This window comes from Campylobacter sp. RM10537 (assembly GCF_022369435.1).
In the GTDB taxonomy this organism is placed as follows: Bacteria; Campylobacterota; Campylobacteria; order Campylobacterales; family Campylobacteraceae; genus Campylobacter_D; species Campylobacter_D molothri.
In genome coordinates, this window is the sequence record NZ_CP059597.1 from 1152383 (window position 1) to 1170695 (window position 18313).

The window sequence follows — 18313 nt, forward strand, 5'->3', positions numbered from 1 at the left end:
ATAAAAAATAATATTAATATTTACTTAATTTAAGTTTAAATAAAGAAATAATAATATTAATATTATATATGTATTTTTTATAGTTTAAAATTTTTATCTTTTTATAGAAAATATTAAAATTTTTAATCTCTAAAGGCTATAAAAGTTTATCAAAATGCTTTATTAAAAATAATTTGATAAAACAATCTTTACTATGATTCATTTTGATTAAATTATATGATAAATAATTCCAATAAATATACAATTAATTTTTAAAAATCAGCAAGTTTATCTTATCAGGTAGTATGTCTATAATTGATACAAAAATATTTAACTTGCTAAAACCACTTAGTAGTTTATTATTTTTAATTTTTTGCGATAAATTTTTAAACAATAATATTTTATTTTTGAGTAAAATCTTTAATTAAAATTTTATTTTCTAAACAATAAACAACAAAAACCTTTGATCTTTTTTTTAAAATTTCATCTACGGCAATTTTATATTCATAAACTTGTTCTTTATGCTTATCCTCCATCGCAAGGCTTGTTTTATAATCAATGATTATCACTTCTTTATCATCTAGAGCAAGCAAATCTAATCGTTTAATTTCTCCTTTAAAACTCAATGCTTGTTCTTTAAAAAGTTTTTTACCTTCAAGAAGGGTTTGAAATTCTGTATTGTTGAGTAAATTTTTAACTCTTAAAAATAATACTTTAAATTCTTCATCATTTAAAAAATATCTAAATTTACTCTTAGTATTTTGACAAACTAAATCAATATTTTCACCATTTGGTAGTTTTAAATTTTGCATAAAAAAATGAAAAGCATTGCCAAAATAAATTTCTTTAGAATCTAATTTTTCATCATGAATAATTTCTTGTAATCCAACCTTTTCAAATTCTTTTAAAACAGGAGGTAAATTTTCCTGTTTTTTTTCATAAAAATCTTGCAACTGCAATACACCAATTTCTTGTTCATTAATTTCAAGCATAGAATTTAAATAGCTAGGATAACTTCCGTGTTTAAATTCACTATTTCTTTTAATAATAATCAAAGAATCCTTAGCACGAGTAAAAGCTACATAAAGTTTATTTATATCATCTTCATAATCAGCCTCAGCTATACTATCTATAAAAGTTTTATAACTGCATTCTTTGGTTAATTTACGTATATTATCTCTAAGATGAAGTTGCCAACCTTTATTAATATCATATTCTAGCATAATGCTATCGCCATTTGTGTTATTTTTTGAAAGACTATCTATTAAAATAACATGTTTAAATTCCAAACCTTTAGACTTATGCACGGTCATAATACTTATTCCCATATTTTGTTCATTGATGATTTTTAAAGGACAAGGCTCAAATAAAAGTTTTAAAAAATCCTCTTTATCTCTGGCATATTCTATAAATTGAATTAAAGCAATATCACTAAGATCAAGCCTTAAATTCTTAATCAAATAAAGCAAATTTTCTATAGCGCTTCTTGCTAAATCAAGATTTAATCTTAAGGGTTCAAATCCTAAAATCTCTTTTAAAAAATGTAAATAAAATTCATCTCCAAAAATACAATATTTTGCATATTCTAAAACAACACGTACACTGGCTTTATTTTCAAGTAAAATATTGCTTTGTGTAAATGCTTGAATTTTACATTTTTGTAAAAATTCTAAAATCATATCTGCATCATTATTTTTCCAACATAAAATACAAATATCATCTAAAGAAATATTTTTATCTTTTAAAAAATAAATTTGCTCTAACAATGCTTGAAATACTTTTTCTTTTATTTCTTGAAATTGATCTTTAGCTTTAACTTCTTTTGTTTCAATAACACGTACAAAACCTCCTTTTTTATCCTCTAAAGAAAGCTGTGGCACATAATCTTTTATTTTATTTTTAAAAACTTCATTAACAAAATAAACTAAATTTTCTTTGGATCGATAATTGACTTTTAGTTGATCTTTTTTAATTTGCTTAAAATCAAGTTGTAATAGATCAAAAAGTTCTTTTTTGCCTTTTCTAAAGCGATAAATACTTTGTTTTTTATCTCCAACATAAAAAAAGGTTCTATTTTTTTTCACGCCTTCACCTGAAACTAATTCAGCAATTAAGGGATATAAAATTTTGTATTGTATAACACTAGTATCTTGAAATTCATCAATCAATAAATGAGAAATATACCCATCCAAGCGAAAATAAATCATATCTTTAAAATCACTTGTGATTAAATCAAAAACTCTTCGACTAATATCGCTAAAACTTAAAACATTTTTTTCTTTTTGTATAGAATTTTTTGCCCCACTATAATAATTTAAAAGATTCATTAAATTGGCAATTTTATATTGTTCAAGTTCTTTAGCATAATCATTTAAAGCGTTAATAAACTCTTCCCTTTTTAAATTAAAATTTACATCTTCATCGTTTAGTTTTTGCAAATACTCCGTTTCATCAAATTTTGACATAAAACTTGTTTTAATAAATTCATTTAAATCTAAAGTTTCACTTTTAAAATTTTGCATTAAATATGTATATTTTTTAATATGAGTCAAACTTAAACAATATGTTCTTAAATCATTATAAGCTTTATTTATTTTTGCCTTTGATGGATTTGGAATTTTTATACAATCCTTATAATAAGCATTTTCATAAAATCTTTCTAATTCATTGAAAAAATCTTGATTTTCTTCTATATTAACCAAATAATAAGCTAAATCTTTCAATTCCTCTCTACTTAAAAGCTTTAAAAAAATAGCCTTAATATCAAGTTTTTCCTCACTAATATTAAAATCGCTACTAAGCCCCAAATTTAAAGCAAAAGCTCTAACTATTTTACTAAAAAAAGCATCAAAAGTGCTGATTTTTAATTCTTGTCTTAAAAATTCTTGCTTTTTGGCATCTCTTAAAACTATGAGTTCTTTTTTTTCTATACCTAAGAGTTTGCACAATTCTTGAGATTCACTCTCTTTTTCCTTGCTTTCTAAATTTAAAAAAGTATCAATAATTCTTTTTTGCATTTCATTAGCAGCTTTTTTAGTAAAAGTTAAAGCTAAAATTTCATTTATTTTTGCATTTTTTAAAATAAGCGCTACAAAGCGGACGCTCAAAGCAAAAGTTTTACCGCTACCAGCACTTGCCTCTAGAGCTAAAAAGGGTTTAAAAGTCATTTAACTTCCTTTTTATAAATCAATCTATAAGGGCAATATCCATCTTTTTTATTTTCAAATTCTATTTCTTCTTTGCTTTCATCTAATAATTCTTTTAAACTTTCAAACAAATCAGGCAAACTCTTAGCCTTCTCTTTAACAAATTTCATACGCTTTAAATCATAAAAAAAAGCTTGAGCATTATGATCATAAAGGGCCTGATAAAAGGCTAATTGATAAGAATCTGTCGGAATTTTTCCACTTTTATAGTCAATGATAAAATTTTCATCCTTATTGTTACGATCGATTCTATCAATAACCCCTATTAATTCTATGGATTCTTGTTTAAAATTTAAAACTTTAGAAATAGGTAATTCTAGTTTATCAACCTTATATCCTAGATCAAAATGCTTTTGCTCGTTTTTATAAAAATTTTCAAATCGAATTTTTAAAATTTCTAGCTCTAAATCACCAATGCCATATCTTAAACTTTCTCTTTGTAATAATTTGTTAAAGATATCACAATCAAAATAATTTTTTAAATTCTCTTTATAATAAATTTCTAAAATCTTATGGATAAAATTACCTTCATTTTTAAAATTATTTTCATAGCTTAAAGCTCTAGCTTCTTTTAAATTCAAAACATAACGATAATAATAAGTTCTTTTTTGATTTTGAAGTAAGTTAAAACGAGTAAAAGATAAAGGTTTTTCAAATGGATTATGTTTTAAAATTGGAGCTTTAATAGGCTCTAAATTTAGTCTTACACTCTGATAATTAAGCCTTAATGCATCTAAGTAAGTTTTAGAATTTGGCTTTTCGTAAAAATATTTTATATCAAGATCATCTAAAAAACGAGATTTCCTTTGCTCTTCATTTTCAACATAAGAAATACTTACTTTTTTGGCATTTTTAATTAAATTTTCATAATAAAATCTTTGCAAATTCTCTCTTCGTTCATAGCTGATTAAGCCTGCTTTTTTGCGAACTTCATTATTTAAAAAAAGCTCATTAATACTTCTTTTGGGTATCACATCTTCATTAAAATCAACTATCACAACTCCATCAAAATGGAGCCCTCTACTTTCTAAAAGCCCCATAACAGTAATTTTTCCGCCGCCAACATAACTTAAAGTTAAATTTGAAATATGTATGAAAAAAAGTTGAAGCAATTCTTTAAATTTTAAAGATTGATTTTTTAATAAATCTTTGATAAAACATAATTCTTTTTGAACTATGCTGATGAGCTCTTGTTTTTCATTCTCCAAAAATTGAATTATTAAATTTTCAAATTGTTCAAAATTAAATTGTTGATCAAATTGACTCTTAAAATATTCAAAATCAAGATTTAAATAATGTAAAAAGGTATTATAATAATCAAAAATTGTATCTTCATTTAGAAAATAATCCTCTTGTTTTTGGTAATAAAATGATTCAGAATTTGCAGCATTATAAAGTATTTTTAATTTTTGATAAAATAAACTCTCTTTAATATTAATACCACTAGCAAAATTAAACATATTATTTTTATCAAATAATCTTAAAAGATCACAAAAATTTTCATCAGGTGTTACAATAACTATATTTTCAGGTTTTAATCCCTCTCTTAAAAAATTGGAAACTTCGTCCATTACAAAAGCACATTGCAAACTTCTAATTTCAAATGATTTAACTTTAACTTTTGAATTTTGGGTATAAATTTTATCTTTTTTAAGAATTTTTTTTTGATTTAAACTCACCTCATAATAAAATCCTATTTCAAGATCCACCTCGCTTAAAAAATCAAATTTAGAAAAATATTCATAGTTAAACCGACTCACTCTAAAACATAAAATCACTTCTTTATATTTGGAAATTTGCAAAAATAAATCTTCCTCAAATTTACTCAAAAATCCTTCTAAATTATACATAATGACATCATATTCATCTATAAAATCAAAATTAATAGAGTAATCTTTTACTAAAGATAAATCATCATGAAGATTATTTTTTTTAAGCAAAGCAAGATAATGATCAAATACTTCTTTTAAAATTTCTAAATGCTCATTATAAGTTGCATAATAATCATTATTTTTAAGATCATCAATACTTTTTTTTTCTAGGCTTAGTTCTTTAAAAAATGAGAATAAATATTCATTATTTTTTAAAAAAGTAAAAAAATCAGCACTAATCCCTAACTCTTTTTCTAAGTTTTTACTTCTTAAACATGCTTCTTGCATTAAAAGTAAACTCTCATAAGAGCTTGCTTTATAGGAATTAACTAAACATACTCTCTCTAAAAAATCTTGTATATTTATGGCATCATAGAGTAAAGCATTTAAAGCTTTACTTTGTTCGTAATATTCTTTAGTTTTTCTTGTAGAACCAAATATTCTAAGTTTCATTTAGCATACAATTCGTAGCTAAAAAAGCCTATTGTTTGAGGATTTTCAATCAGCTTAAATTTTAATTGCCATCTACCTTCTTCAATTTTAGAAGGAAAAGCAATACTTAAAATTCCTTGTTTTATTTGTCCTTGTAATTTTTGATCAAATTTTTTTGTATGAGGTCTTGTAAGTAAAATTTCATACTTTAAATTTTGAATATCTGCTTTTTCTAAAGATTCTATTTTAAAATTAGCTATATAAGAATTACAACTGATAGTATAAATAGGAATTTTTTTAGGACCAATTAATTTCAAATCTTTATTTTCAAAATCAACCTTAAAAAGTTTATTAAAATTTTCTTGCTGCTTTTGAATTTCATTATAATTATTTTCTACATTTTGATAAGAGTCAAAATAAAAATCATCTTCATACACAGGATGATCACTTGAAATTACTACCGTTGCAATTGAAGCCCCTATAATCAATAAAAAAGCGATTAATAAGCCATAAGGCCAAAAAGTATTCTTACCCATTTCTTTTCCCTTTCATTCTTCTTTGCACATAATAAAGTAATGCAAAGCAAACAAAACCATAAATTAAAATTCTTAAAATATTTATTGTATCACGATTTGTATTACCGATAGAAGAATTTAATGTAATTCCTCTAGCTTGAGTTATACGATCAACTATATCAGCATAGCCATTTAAAATAGCAGCATTATAAATATCACCTTTTTGTGTTGCTAAAATAGGCAAAATTGAACCTGTTCCTGAATAGGGACTAAGTATAGCTTCTTTGTCAATTAAATTAAGAACGCCTTTAGAACCAACTATATCAACCCTATGTGATTTTTTAGATAAAATGAGAAGAATATAAGACTTTGGTAATTCTTTTTGCATATTAAATAAAGTTTCAAAATCTGTATTATCCCCTATAGCCACTCCTGTAAAAATCTGACTTTTTTCTTCGAGTTCTTTACCTATTAAGTTAATTTCTTTAACAACTTTTGGACTTAATACACCTTCATTAAAAACAACATAATCAAGAGCAAAAACTTTTAAAGGAAAAAACAAAAAGATAGCTAAAAACAAGCTATCTCGTAATATTTTTTTCATCCTATGTGCAAGTGATTAGCAGTTAATACTGACCAAGCAGTAATTACCGCAGTAGTTATAAGCCCAATAACGATTAAATATTCTAATACTTTAGTCATTGTGCATCCTTTATAACTCTATGATCTTGCTCTTTTGAGTCAAACATTTTAACACTTTGAATATCCTTAAGACTATAAGGTTTTTGCATCACTTCTTGTTGAGTTTTAATACCAAAAATAGTTAATACTACCAAAATGAAAATCAATAACACAGTTGCAATAAGCATCCCTGTAATACCTGAAAAAGAAAATACGCATCTATTTGTGTTTTCCATTATTTACCCCTTGAAAGAGAAATTACATACTCGCCAACAGCTTCTTTTTGGATATTATTTAAAGTAGAAAATGCTGGCATAGTTCCTATAAAACCTTTTTTACCCCTATTTAAAACATCCACTACAAATTCTGCAGAACCATACTTTGTAAGATCAGGGAACATTCCACCTTCCCCTCCTTTTCCATCAGCGCCATGACAAGCGGCACAAGTTTCATAAACTTCTTTTCCCCTAGCTACTAATTTTTCATTTTCAGTTTTTTTAATCGCTGAAATATCTTGGGCAACATAAGCAGCAACTGCTGGAATATCTTCTTTTGCTATGCCTAAAGTAGATGCATCTGGCATTTCTCCACCTTCATAATTCATCCCTTTAGAACCATGTATAATCGTATCAATAATTCCTTTTTCACTACCCCAAATATTTAAATTTTGAGCCTTGCCATTAATTCCATCAGCGGTAATTCCATGGCAAGCAGAACACTGAACTAAAAAAATATTTTCACCCATATCTTTTTTATCATCAGTGGATAAATGTTCAAATTTTTTCTCAAATTTAGAGTTATAAGCTTGAACCTCTTCATTATATTGACCAATGCTTGAAAAAGATTTTAAAGGATATCCCCATAAAAAATACCAAATCGCCCAAACAATAGTAAGACAAAAGACAATAGCCCAGCCCAAAGGAACAGGATTTTTATATTCTCCTATTCCATCCCATTCATGTTCACTAAGCTCAGCTTCTCCTTTTTTTTCTTTCATTTTTCTAAACATTCTGCTTACAATTACAAGCGTGATTAGAACAATAAGAACAGCTCCAATCAAAGACAATAAATTAGTATTATCTTTTAAATTTAACCATTGCATCAAGCACTCCTTTTATTTTCTAAAACACTATCATTAATACTATCATCTAAAACAAGGTTAGCATATTTTTCGTAATTTCTTTCACCCTTTTTCTCTGCTCTATAAAGATGATACAAATAACAATATAAAATCAATGATAAGAAAACAACAAATAGAAAAAATCCATAACCTTGGAAAATTTTCCACTCATCTCTATCAATTCCACTTAAATTAAAAGTGATTATTTTTTTAATTACGTCTAATAAAATTAATAAATGTTCCATCATATTACTTTAAGCTATTTAAATAAGCGATCAAAGCTACAATCTCTTTAATTTCACCTTTGGCAAAAGCTTTTTTCACTTCTTCATTTTTCATTTCATCAACTATAACTTGTGCTTCAGCTTTTACTTCTTCTTGAGCATCTTTCCAAGAACCAAGTTTTATACCGTCTGGTACATCATAAGGCACATTGAAAACTTTTTTTATAGTCAAAGCTTCAGCATAAGCTGTTTCTATATCAGCATCATTTTTAAACATATGTTTGTAAGCTGGCATAATAGAATGTGGAACTACTGAAGTAGGTTCCCACATGTGATTTTCATGCCAATCAGTCGTTCTATAACTTCCAACACGCATTAAATCAGGGCCTGTTCTTTTTGAGCCCCATAAAAATGGTCTATCATAAGCATATTCTCCACTAACTGAATACATTCCATAGCGATCAGTTTCAGATTTAAATGGACGTATAAGCTGAGAATGACAAGCATTACAACTTTCTTTTATATAGATTTGACGTCCTGCAAGTTGTAAAACAGTGTAAGGTTTTTTTCCTTCAATAGGTCTTGCATTTTCAGTAAAATTTGGTAAAACTTCAACAATACCAGCATAGGCAATTACAATAAAAACAGCTACAGCAAAAAAGAATGGATTTTTTTCTAACCAACTAAACATTTTTCCTCCCTTTTTACACTGCCATAGGTGAAGCACTTTTTGGCTCTTTATCTAGCACTCTTCCACAGGCAATTGTTTTATAAATATTATAAGTAAATATAAAGAAACCAATAAGGTATAATAAACCACCAATAGCTCTAATCCAATAGTAAGGTACTATAGCTACAACTGTATCGATAAACGAATAAATAAGATTGCCATATTTATCAGTTGCACGCCACATCATACCTTGTGTAATACCTGCAATCCACATTGAGCTAAAATAAAGTACTACACCTATGGTTTGAATCCAAAATTGAATTTCCATTAAAGACTTACTATAAAGTTCTCTTTTAAATAATCTAGGCGTCATATGATAAAGCGCAGCCATAGTCATAAAGCCTACCCAACCTAATGTTCCATCATGAACATGTCCTGGAATCCAATCAGTAAAATGTGCTAAAGCATTAACAGATTTTATAGAAAGAATAGGTCCTTCTAAAGTTGAAAACATATAAAAAGTCGATGCTAAAATCATAAATTTAATCAATGGACTTTCTCTAAGTTGACTCCACTCACCCTTCATTGTAAGCATAATATTGATCGCTGATCCCCAAGAAGGCAAAATAAGTACAATCGAAAATACAGAACCCATAGTTTGCATCCAATCAGGAACAGTTGAATAAATTAAATGATGTCCACCTGCCCAAAGATACACAAACATTAAACCCCAAAATGCAAATAAAGAGAGTTTATAAGAAAAAATCGGCTGACCACTTTCTTTTGGTAAAAAATAATAAATTTGAGCAATAATTCCTACAGTAAATACAAAAGCAACTGCATTATGTCCGTACCACCATTGAACCAAAGCATCGTTAGTTCCTGCATACATTGATACACTATGATACCATTTTCCTATACCAGCAACGAAATAAGTTGGCACTTCCATATTATTGAAAAGATAAAGCATAGCAATTCCTAAAAAAGTCGCTATATAATACCAAAGAGAAATATAAAGAGTTTTTTCACGCCTAATTCCAATAAGACCAAAAATACTCATACCCCATAATACCCAAACAATAACAACTAAAATATCCAAAGGCCATTCAAGTTCTGCATATTCTTTAGAAGTTGTAATTCCCAAAAACAAAGAAATAATAGCAAAAATCATAGTAAACATATAAAGCCAAAAATGGAGTTTTCCTATGATCATTAAAAATTTTGATTCAGCCATACTTACTTTAAGAACACGTTGTCCTATATAGTACCAAGTAGCCCAAATTCCAGAAAGCATAAAACCAAAAATAACCCCTGAAGTGTGAAGAGGTCTCAATCTTGAAAAGGTTGCATACTCTCCTGCTAAATAATTTAAATTAGGGTAAGCCATTTGAAAAGCTATCAAAGTTCCTATGGCCATACCAATAATACCAAACAATATAGTTGCAAACATAAAACATTTAGCAACTGTATAGTCATAACTCAATGCATTACCTGGATGCATAGTTTTTCTCCTTAAAATTTTGATTTATTATTATTATAGACTATTAATTATACATTTTTTCTTAAAAAAATAATTTTGTTTTATTTATTACACCTTAAAATTAAGAATTTATCGATATTTTAAGCATTTTATTTTAAAAAAATAAAATAAAATTTAGTTATTAAATTAAAAAATATAAATAAAATTATTTTATAAAAGTAATAAAACCAATATAGCTGACACGTATTCCGTATATGATAATTATGATATAAGTAATATAATTAAAAATAGTTCTTAAAAATTCACTCAAAAATTGAGATAATTTAGCAAAAAATAACATAGCTGGGAGTGTTGAAATTCCAAAAACAAACATTATGAGAATACTTTCTAAAATATTTTCTCTTTTAAGAGAATCTGCTAAAAAAAAATAAACCAAACCGCAAGGTACAAAACCATTTGAAAATCCTAATATCAAGGCAGATTTAAAACCTTTAAACTTCATAGATTTTTGCATTAAAAATTTAAATAAAGAATGGAGCACAATATTTTTTTCAAAAAAAGCCAATAAGCTACCTCTAAAAATCAAAGCGCAACCTAAAATAACCATAAAAATTCCGATAATAAAAAATGAAAAACTTTGAATTTTGGCATTAATTGCTAAAATATTTCCAAAAATTCCGCAAAGTATTCCCAAAAAAATATAAGCTAAAATTCTTGATAATTGATATAATAAAGTTAAGAAAAATAAATTTTTACATGAAGAATTTAATCTCATAAAAGCTAAAGTAAATCCTCCACACATAGCATAGCAATGTCCAAAACTTGATAAAAAAGCTATACTAAAAATAATAAAAAAATCAATATTTAACAAAATCACATCAAATCAATAAATTCTTTAAAAATATATTTACTCTCATGAGGACCAGAAGAACTTTCTGGATGATGTTGTACTGATATAATAGGATAATCTTTATATTTAACACCTTCTACATTATCTCCAAAAAGATTACGATGAGTTATATAAGCAACCTCACAAAGCTCCTCTGGAACATTATAATTATGATTTTGCGCTGTAATTTCAATATTTTTATTATTTAAATTAATAACAGGATGATTTGCTCCATGTTGTCCAAATTTCATTTTATAAGTTTCATAACCAAAAGCATTGCTTAAAAGTTGATGACCCAAACAAATACCTAATATAGGAATATTTGCCTTAGCCATTTTTTCAATTTCTGCGATTTCTTGTTTTAAAATTTTTGGCTCTCCAGGACCATTAGAAAGAAATATTCCTTGAATCTCACCTTTTTTGTAAAGTTCAATCAGCTCTTGCGCTTTAACATTATAAGGATAAACTTCTACCTCTAAACCTGCTTCAACAAGCTCATTTAAAATATTAATTTTAACTCCATAATCAATAACAGCAACTTTTTTCGCACTTCTTTTAGCATCATTATAACTTTGAGTTGAATGATTCCAAACGCCTTGCTTATGAACATAAGGTTGTTTTGTACTGACTTCTTTAACAAAATTAATTTCATCAATTTTCGCTGATTTTTCTAAAACGTTTTTTAATTCTTCTTTATTTGAAATTTCAGTTGATATTACAGCCCTTAAATTTCCAAAATCTCGAATCATTTTCACCAAAAATCTTGTATCGAGATCGCATATTCCTATTTTTCCATGTTTTTTTAAATAATCATCTAAACTTTGTTTGGCTCGAAAATTAGAAAAAGTAGAACTTAACTCTCGCACTAAAATACCGCTAGCAAAAACTTCTTTGCTTTCATTGTCATAATCATTAGTTCCAACTATACCAATTTCTGGCATAGAAAAAACAATAAATTGTCCCGCATAAGAAGGATCTGAAATAATTTCTTGATATCCAGTTAAAGAAGTATTAAAAACTAATTCTCCAAAAAAAGTTCCATTTTTACCAAAAGCTTTAGCTGTTAAAAAAATATCATTTTCTAAATAAACATAAGCTTTCATAATTTAAAACATTCCTTTTTTTCTAAGTTCTTCTTGATAAAGTTTTTCAAAAATTAACTCATATTCTTCACTACCTGGAATTGGCTTGGTTTTATAATTACTTATTTTTTCATATACTTCATCTTCTAAATTTTCATAAATTTTAAGATAATTATCAATGCTAGAAAAAATTAAATTTTTTACCCTATTTTCACTTACAATAAAATTAATATAATCATGTTCTATAAGTTCTTCTAAAATTCTATGTGACAGACGATTGTGACGATCTTCTAAATTTAAAATAACGTCAAATTTAGGTGCAAGTTTTTTCTTCACAAGCCAAAACATATTTTTTCTATCAACTTGCATGAGTTCCATTTCATCTTCTTGTTCTTCTAAAAGTTCTTTAGTTCTTTCATCTAACCTTCTTTCATTTAACACATCATTTTCTAAAATCTTTGCAACACAAGGATTAAGTTCTTCCATACTACTCTTAATTTCAACAAAAGAAGAATTGGCCAAATCTAATACTATTTTATTTGTGATATAAGGTATATGTGGTAATTTTATACGCATTTTCAAACCTTTAAATTATAATTTAAAATAATAATATATTTATGTTAAAAAATAAATTTAATGAGTCTTATTATTATCTAAATTTTTTAACAACAAGGTTAATTCACTTGCTTTTTTAGGATCCATTTTAGAAAGAACGCCTGAAATTTTACGAGAATCAAGTGAAAACATGATTTTACTTGCATCTTCAGCATCCATTTGACTTAATACATCAGCTATGGCTGTATCTTTCATCTGAGAATAAATTTCTTTCACTCTTCCTTCTGTTTTTTTATTAATAGAATTTAAAATTTTTTGCTGTTCTTCTAAAAGTTTAGCATTTTGATCTTTTAAGGATTGAATCTGCGCTAAAGTAGCATTTACTTCAGCTTCTTTTTTTACTAAAGCCTCCATTCTTTCTTTTTGCAAAGCCTCAAAAGAAGCTTTATAAGCCTCTAAAGATTGCCTTGCTTCATCAAATTCTTTTGTTTGTAATTCCAATTGTGCTTTTTTGGATTCAAAATATTCTTCACAATTTTGATCAGCCCCAAAAAGTGCAGTCAAGCAAAAAATTAAAAAAATATATTTTTTAGTCATTTTTATCCTTTTTAAAAAAACGGCTGATTGCAATTTCATCAAGAAATTTTTCTTCAATTTTGGCAAGTTCTTTTTTCTTTTGTTTAATTTCTTCAGCTTCTAAAACCTTCATTTTTTCATAATCTAGGTGAGCTTTTTTGTATAAAAACTGATAATGCATCATTTCTTTTTTAGAAAGCTCTACTTTTTCTTTGGCTCTAGATATTGCTTCTCTACCAACCTGTCTCATCAATAAATTAGTTCTTAATTCACTTATAGAACCTGATTGTGGCAAAACACTTAAATTTTCACATTCTTTTCTTGAAAGCTCTAAAAGTCTTTCATTTTCAAGCTGTCTTTGCTTGGCTTGATTTAAATTAGATTCAGCTTTATCAAGTTGTTGTTTTTTTACTTTAACAACAGAATTATATTTGCTTTTCATAAAATAATTGTATCTTCTCTTTCTGGACTTGTAGAAATAAATTTTACTTTAACTCCACAAAGTTCTTCTAATTTAGCAATATATTTTTTAGCATTTTCTGGTAATAAATCATAATCTCTAATTCCAAAAACCTTATCCCATCCATCCATTTCTTCATAAATAGGCTTAGCATTTTCTAAATCACTTGGCATATAATCAATTTCCATTCCATTATACTCATAAGCACGACAAATTTTTACCTTTTCAAAACCATCTAAAACATCAAGCTTCATTAAAGATAAAACATCCAAACCATTTAACCTTGCTGTATATTTTACCGCCACAGCATCAAACCATCCACAGCGTCTTTTACGTCCAGTGCTCACGCCAATTTCTTTTCCAATGCGTGCAATTTTTTCTCCATCCTCGCCCTTATCTTCTGTAGGAAAAGCTCCATTGCCAACTCTAGTTGTATAAGCTTTGACTATACCTATAATACTACCTATTTCTTTAGGATTCAAACCAAGTCCGATTAAAGCACCACCTGAAATTGTACTTGAACTTGTTACATAAGGATAAGTTCCATGATCAATATCAAGCATAGAACCTTGAGCTCCCTCTAGAAGGACTTTTTTATCTTCATCTAAAGCCTTCCAAAGCATCCTAGTTGTATCTGTAATGTAGGGAGTTAAAATTTCGCTAAATCTTTTAAGGTCATTCAACAAATCATCACTATCAGGAATTTCAACGCCTAAAAATTCTAAATAACTTTGATTTAATTCAAAATCTTTCATTAAAGCATTATGAAGTCTTTGTGGATCTAAAAGCTCTCCAACTCTATGTCCTGTACGATTAATTTTATCTGCATAAGAAGGACCTATTCCTTTTCCTGTTGTCCCTATAGCATCCTTACCTTTAAGTTTTTCCTTTGCAATATCTATTAAAGAATGATGTCTTAAATTAAGATGCGCCCTATCACTTATATATAATCTACCTTTTAAATTTTCAAATTGTGCCATTTCTGCAATCAAGACTTCAGGAGAAACAACAACACCATTACCTATGATATTAATGCACTTTGTATTTAAAACACCGCTTGGCATTAAATGAAGTGCATATCTTACACCTTGAACCCAAATCGTATGTCCTGCATTATGTCCGCCGGCACTCCTGCAAACAAAATCATAATTTTCACATAATTTATCAACTATCTTGCCCTTGCCTTCATCGCCCCATTGGATGCCAACAATAATATCTGCTTTACTCATGTTCTCTATCCTTCAATCTTTAAACGGCGAGAAGATGAGAGAATCGAACTCCCCAAAGAATAGCCAGCTACCCTTTCATCTGATTTGAAGTCAGTGGCGATCACCAGATACGCTAATCTTCCAAAAAACTTTTAATTATAGCGACTTTTATTGAAAAATAAAATAAATTTAAGATTAACGAATTTCTTTAAGCATTTTTTCATAAGCTATTTTTGAACCAGAACTTACCTTAGTTAATAAACTCGCAAAAATAATAACCAAAGAAGCCGCTAAAAAACCAGGTATCATCTCATACAAATTAGAATCGACACAATTTTTCCATAATACTACAACCAAAGCACCCGAAATCATACCAGCAATAGCACCGAATTTTGTCATTCTTTTCCAAAAAAGTGAAAAAATAATAACTGCACCAAAGCTGCTGCCAAAACCAGCCCAAGCATAAGAGACTATATCCAAAACGCTTGAATTTTTATCCATAGAAATTAAAAAAGCAATCAAAGCTACGATTAAAACACCTATTTTTCCCAAATTTAAAATTACCCTACTGGATGCATTTTTCTTAAAAATTTTCTTATAAAAATCTTCAGCTATAGTTGAACTTGATACTAAAAGTTGAGAACTTGCAGTACTCATAATGGCAGCTAAAATTGCAGAAAGCAAAATTCCAGCAATCCAAGGATTAAATAAAAGTTGAGACATAAGTATAAAAATTTTTTCAGGATCTTGTAAATTAAGTTGAAATTTATAAATATAAGCAATACCTAAAATTCCTATTAGGCAGGCGCTAAATAAACACAAACTCATCCAAAAAATTCCTATAAAAGTAGCAATAGGTATATCTTTAGCCGATCTAATTGACATAAAACGCACTAAAATATGAGGTTGTCCAAAATATCCAAATCCCCAAGCAAGTGCAGAAATAATACTTACAAAACTCACATGATTTATAGATAAAGCTTGAGGATTTATTTCTTTTACAATAGAAAATGCCTTAGAAATACCTCCTAAATGATAAAGCATAACCAAAGGCACAATAATCAAAGCTCCTAACATCAAAAGCCCTTGAATCATATCTGTCCAACAAACTGCTTTATAACCTCCCAAAAAAGTATAAATAACAATAATTAATGTTCCAGCAATTAAGGCATAATCATAACGGATTTGAAAAGCACCTTCAAAAAGTTTTGCTCCGCTAACAAGACCAGAAGAAATATAAAAAGTAAAAAAAACTAAAATAACTATAGCACAAATCAGACGTAAAATATGCTTATCATCATCAAAACGAGTTTCTAAATAATCTGGTATAGTCAAAGAATTTGCAATAACACCTGTATAAATTCTTAATCTTTTTGCTATAAAAATCCAATTTAAAGTTGCACCTATAATCAATCCAATTACAATATAAAAATTAATTAAACCGCCTATATATAAAGCTCCTGGTAGACCCATTAAAAGCCAACCACTCATATCAGAAGCACCCGCACTTAAAGCAGAAAGAGCAGGTCCTAAAGATCTTCCTCCTAAAAAATAATCCTCAGAGCTTTTATTTTGTTTATAAAAATAAAAACCTATATAAAGCATTAAAAAAGTATAAACTGAAAACATTGTTATAATAGCTATATTTATATGAACAACTTCCATCTTATTCCCTTTTTATATCAATTTAAACAAAAATAAATTTCTTTTCTGAAGCTAAAACACATTCAGCAACAATATTTGCCTCAAGACCTTCATTTTTTAACTCATCAAGACATTGTAAAGCTTGATTTTCATCTATAGCAATCAAAAGTCCTCCTGAAGTTTGTGGATCGCAAAGCAATAAATTTTCCTCATTTATATTAGGATCTATTTCTTGAATAAATTCTAAATTTTTATATGCTCCGGCTGGAATCAATCCCATGTTATAATATTCTAAAACTCCATCTAGATAAGGGATCTTTTCTTTAAAAATTTCAAAACTAATTTGCTGATTTAACATTTCTCCTAAATGTCCTAAAAATCCAAATCCTGTAATATCAGTCATAGCATGAACATTGAATTTTAAAGCAATTTGACTAGCCTTAAAATTTAGAGACATCATGCTTTCAATCATAGGATTTAAATATTTTTCTTCTAAAAAATCAGCCTTTAAAGCTGTGCTTAGAATTCCAACGCCTAAAGGTTTAGTTAGAATGATTTTATCTCCTAATTTTGCACGATTATTGCTAACAAAACAATCAGGATGCACCTTTCCAGTAACACTGAGTCCGAAAAACAATTCTGAACTTTCAATTGTATGTCCACCAATAATTAAACCTTGGCATTCTTTTACTTTATCATTGGCACCCTCTAACATCTCCTTTAATATCTCTAAAGAATGGTTTTTAGTATCAAATCCTACTATGTTTAAAGCATTTATCACTTCAGCTCCCATGGCAAATACATCACTAAGAGCATTAGCTGCAGCAATAGCACCAAAATGATAAGCACTATCAATCACAGGAGTAATAAAATCAAGAGTTTGGACAAGAGCTAAATCACTGCTAATTTTATAAACACTTGCATCTTCATTATTGCCAATATCAGTAAGTAAAGCTGGAGATTTTTGCATAAAATTTAAAATTGTTTTAAGGCCACCCGGGCTTAATTTTGCTGCTCAACCTGCCGCTTTTACAAAATGAGTTAAATTTTGTTTTTTATACTCCAAATTTTATCCTATAAAGTAATGATTTTTGCTTTTCCAAAAAGTTCATTAAGAATTTCATAAGCATTTCCGATAAAGCCAATTTTTAATTCTTTGGTTTTTCCAAAAAATTCCAGACAAGCTCCACAACTTATAATCTCTATTCCTAAATTTTCTAATTCTTTCATTATCTTATGCGCCTTATGATCTTCATTAGCATTTACTAAAACACTTTCATTTACACAAATAATTTTATTAGGAATATTTTCAATATTTTTTAAAGAATCTAAAAAACCTATAAATAATCTTTCTCCTAATTCCCCATAACCTACTTTATCAGTCTTTAAAAATAAAACACTATACTCATTAGGATTATTAGTTTTATTTAAGTCGATTTCTTTTTTTTCAACATGGATAATAATTTCATCTTGATATTCTTTAAAAGTCGGATTTAAATTTAAAGAATGTAAAAATTTTAAAACATTATTTTTAGAAATAATAGAATTTAAAACAATTTCTAAACTATCCCCATTATTTAAATTTTCAAGAGCTTTTTTTGTTTCAACGACAGGTTTAGGACAATCAAGATCTTTGCAATCAATTCTCATTGTATTTTCCTTAATAAAATTATACTTATTTTTAAGTATAATTTTATTATAGATATTTTAAATAATTTTTA

19 protein-coding genes and 1 tRNA gene are annotated in these 18313 nt (G+C 27.4%); all 20 read right to left on the reverse strand.

The window, feature by feature from the left end:
* Window positions 1-380: 380 nt before the first annotated feature.
* The gene (locus CMOL_RS05840; RefSeq protein WP_239820094.1) at window positions 381-3146 is read right to left on the reverse strand and encodes a RecB-like helicase; all 2766 of its coding nucleotides are present in this window, start codon (window positions 3144-3146) and stop codon (window positions 381-383) included.
* Window positions 3143-5509: a PD-(D/E)XK nuclease family protein gene (locus CMOL_RS05845; protein ID WP_239820095.1), complete on the reverse strand. Its 2367-nt coding sequence runs from the start codon at window positions 5507-5509 to the stop codon at window positions 3143-3145. Before CMOL_RS05845 ends, CMOL_RS05840 begins: the two co-directional genes overlap by 4 nt.
* Complete coding sequence (locus CMOL_RS05850) at window positions 5506-6024, reverse strand: FixH family protein (RefSeq protein ID WP_239820096.1); 519 nt, start codon at window positions 6022-6024, stop codon at window positions 5506-5508. The genes CMOL_RS05845 and CMOL_RS05850 overlap by 4 nt, the downstream gene beginning before the upstream one ends.
* Entirely contained in the window at window positions 6017-6607 is a 591-nt protein-coding gene (locus tag CMOL_RS05855) for a hypothetical protein (RefSeq protein WP_239820097.1), read from the reverse strand. The genes CMOL_RS05850 and CMOL_RS05855 overlap by 8 nt, the downstream gene beginning before the upstream one ends.
* Complete coding sequence (locus tag CMOL_RS05860) at window positions 6604-6705, reverse strand: hypothetical protein (RefSeq protein WP_200281963.1); 102 nt, start codon at window positions 6703-6705, stop codon at window positions 6604-6606. The genes CMOL_RS05855 and CMOL_RS05860 overlap by 4 nt, the downstream gene beginning before the upstream one ends.
* Window positions 6702-6923 carry a DUF4006 family protein gene (locus CMOL_RS05865; protein WP_239820761.1) on the reverse strand — a complete coding sequence of 74 codons (222 nt, stop codon included), beginning with the start codon at window positions 6921-6923 and terminating at the stop codon, window positions 6702-6704. The genes CMOL_RS05860 and CMOL_RS05865 overlap by 4 nt, the downstream gene beginning before the upstream one ends.
* Window positions 6920-7786 (reverse strand): cytochrome-c oxidase, cbb3-type subunit III, encoded by an 867-nt coding sequence (gene ccoP / locus CMOL_RS05870; protein ID WP_239820098.1) that lies wholly within the window; start codon window positions 7784-7786, stop codon window positions 6920-6922. Before ccoP ends, CMOL_RS05865 begins: the two co-directional genes overlap by 4 nt.
* On the reverse strand, window positions 7786-8049 hold the full coding sequence (locus CMOL_RS05875) for a cytochrome c oxidase, cbb3-type, CcoQ subunit (protein WP_239820099.1): 264 nt from the start codon (window positions 8047-8049) through the stop codon (window positions 7786-7788). The genes ccoP and CMOL_RS05875 overlap by 1 nt, the downstream gene beginning before the upstream one ends.
* Window positions 8050-8053: 4 nt before the next feature.
* Window positions 8054-8719 (reverse strand): cytochrome-c oxidase, cbb3-type subunit II, encoded by a 666-nt coding sequence (ccoO, locus tag CMOL_RS05880; protein WP_239820100.1) that lies wholly within the window; start codon window positions 8717-8719, stop codon window positions 8054-8056.
* 13 nt (window positions 8720-8732) lie between these two features.
* A complete protein-coding gene (gene ccoN, locus CMOL_RS05885) occupies window positions 8733-10199 on the reverse strand; it encodes a cytochrome-c oxidase, cbb3-type subunit I (RefSeq protein WP_239820101.1) in 1467 nt (488 codons plus the stop codon).
* 184 nt (window positions 10200-10383) lie between these two features.
* The gene (locus tag CMOL_RS05890) at window positions 10384-11049 is read right to left on the reverse strand and encodes a sulfite exporter TauE/SafE family protein (protein WP_239820102.1); all 666 of its coding nucleotides are present in this window, start codon (window positions 11047-11049) and stop codon (window positions 10384-10386) included.
* A 2-nt stretch (window positions 11050-11051) separates the two neighbouring features.
* Entirely contained in the window at window positions 11052-12170 is a 1119-nt protein-coding gene (carA, locus tag CMOL_RS05895; protein WP_239820103.1) for a glutamine-hydrolyzing carbamoyl-phosphate synthase small subunit, read from the reverse strand.
* Between the two features lie 3 nt (window positions 12171-12173).
* Window positions 12174-12725 carry a DUF507 family protein gene (locus tag CMOL_RS05900; protein WP_200281949.1) on the reverse strand — a complete coding sequence of 184 codons (552 nt, stop codon included), beginning with the start codon at window positions 12723-12725 and terminating at the stop codon, window positions 12174-12176.
* Window positions 12726-12782: 57 nt separating this feature from the next.
* Window positions 12783-13301, reverse strand: a complete 519-nt coding sequence (locus tag CMOL_RS05905; RefSeq protein WP_239820104.1) for a MotE family protein — start codon at window positions 13299-13301, stop codon at window positions 12783-12785.
* A complete protein-coding gene (locus CMOL_RS05910; RefSeq protein WP_239820105.1) occupies window positions 13294-13722 on the reverse strand; it encodes a flagellar export protein FliJ in 429 nt (142 codons plus the stop codon). Before CMOL_RS05910 ends, CMOL_RS05905 begins: the two co-directional genes overlap by 8 nt.
* The gene (locus CMOL_RS05915; protein ID WP_200281940.1) at window positions 13719-14969 is read right to left on the reverse strand and encodes an adenylosuccinate synthase; all 1251 of its coding nucleotides are present in this window, start codon (window positions 14967-14969) and stop codon (window positions 13719-13721) included. Before CMOL_RS05915 ends, CMOL_RS05910 begins: the two co-directional genes overlap by 4 nt.
* A gap of 27 nt (window positions 14970-14996) precedes the next feature.
* Window positions 14997-15091 (reverse strand) — tRNA-Sec (locus tag CMOL_RS05920).
* Window positions 15092-15143: 52 nt separating this feature from the next.
* A complete protein-coding gene (gene putP, locus CMOL_RS05925) occupies window positions 15144-16613 on the reverse strand; it encodes a sodium/proline symporter PutP (RefSeq protein WP_239820106.1) in 1470 nt (489 codons plus the stop codon).
* A 22-nt stretch (window positions 16614-16635) separates the two neighbouring features.
* Window positions 16636-17658, reverse strand: coding sequence for a selenide, water dikinase SelD (selD, locus tag CMOL_RS05930; protein ID WP_239820107.1), 1023 nt, complete (start codon window positions 17656-17658; stop codon window positions 16636-16638).
* Between the two features lie 8 nt (window positions 17659-17666).
* Complete coding sequence (gene yedF / locus CMOL_RS05935) at window positions 17667-18242, reverse strand: sulfurtransferase-like selenium metabolism protein YedF (RefSeq protein WP_239820108.1); 576 nt, start codon at window positions 18240-18242, stop codon at window positions 17667-17669.
* Window positions 18243-18313 lie beyond the last annotated feature (71 nt).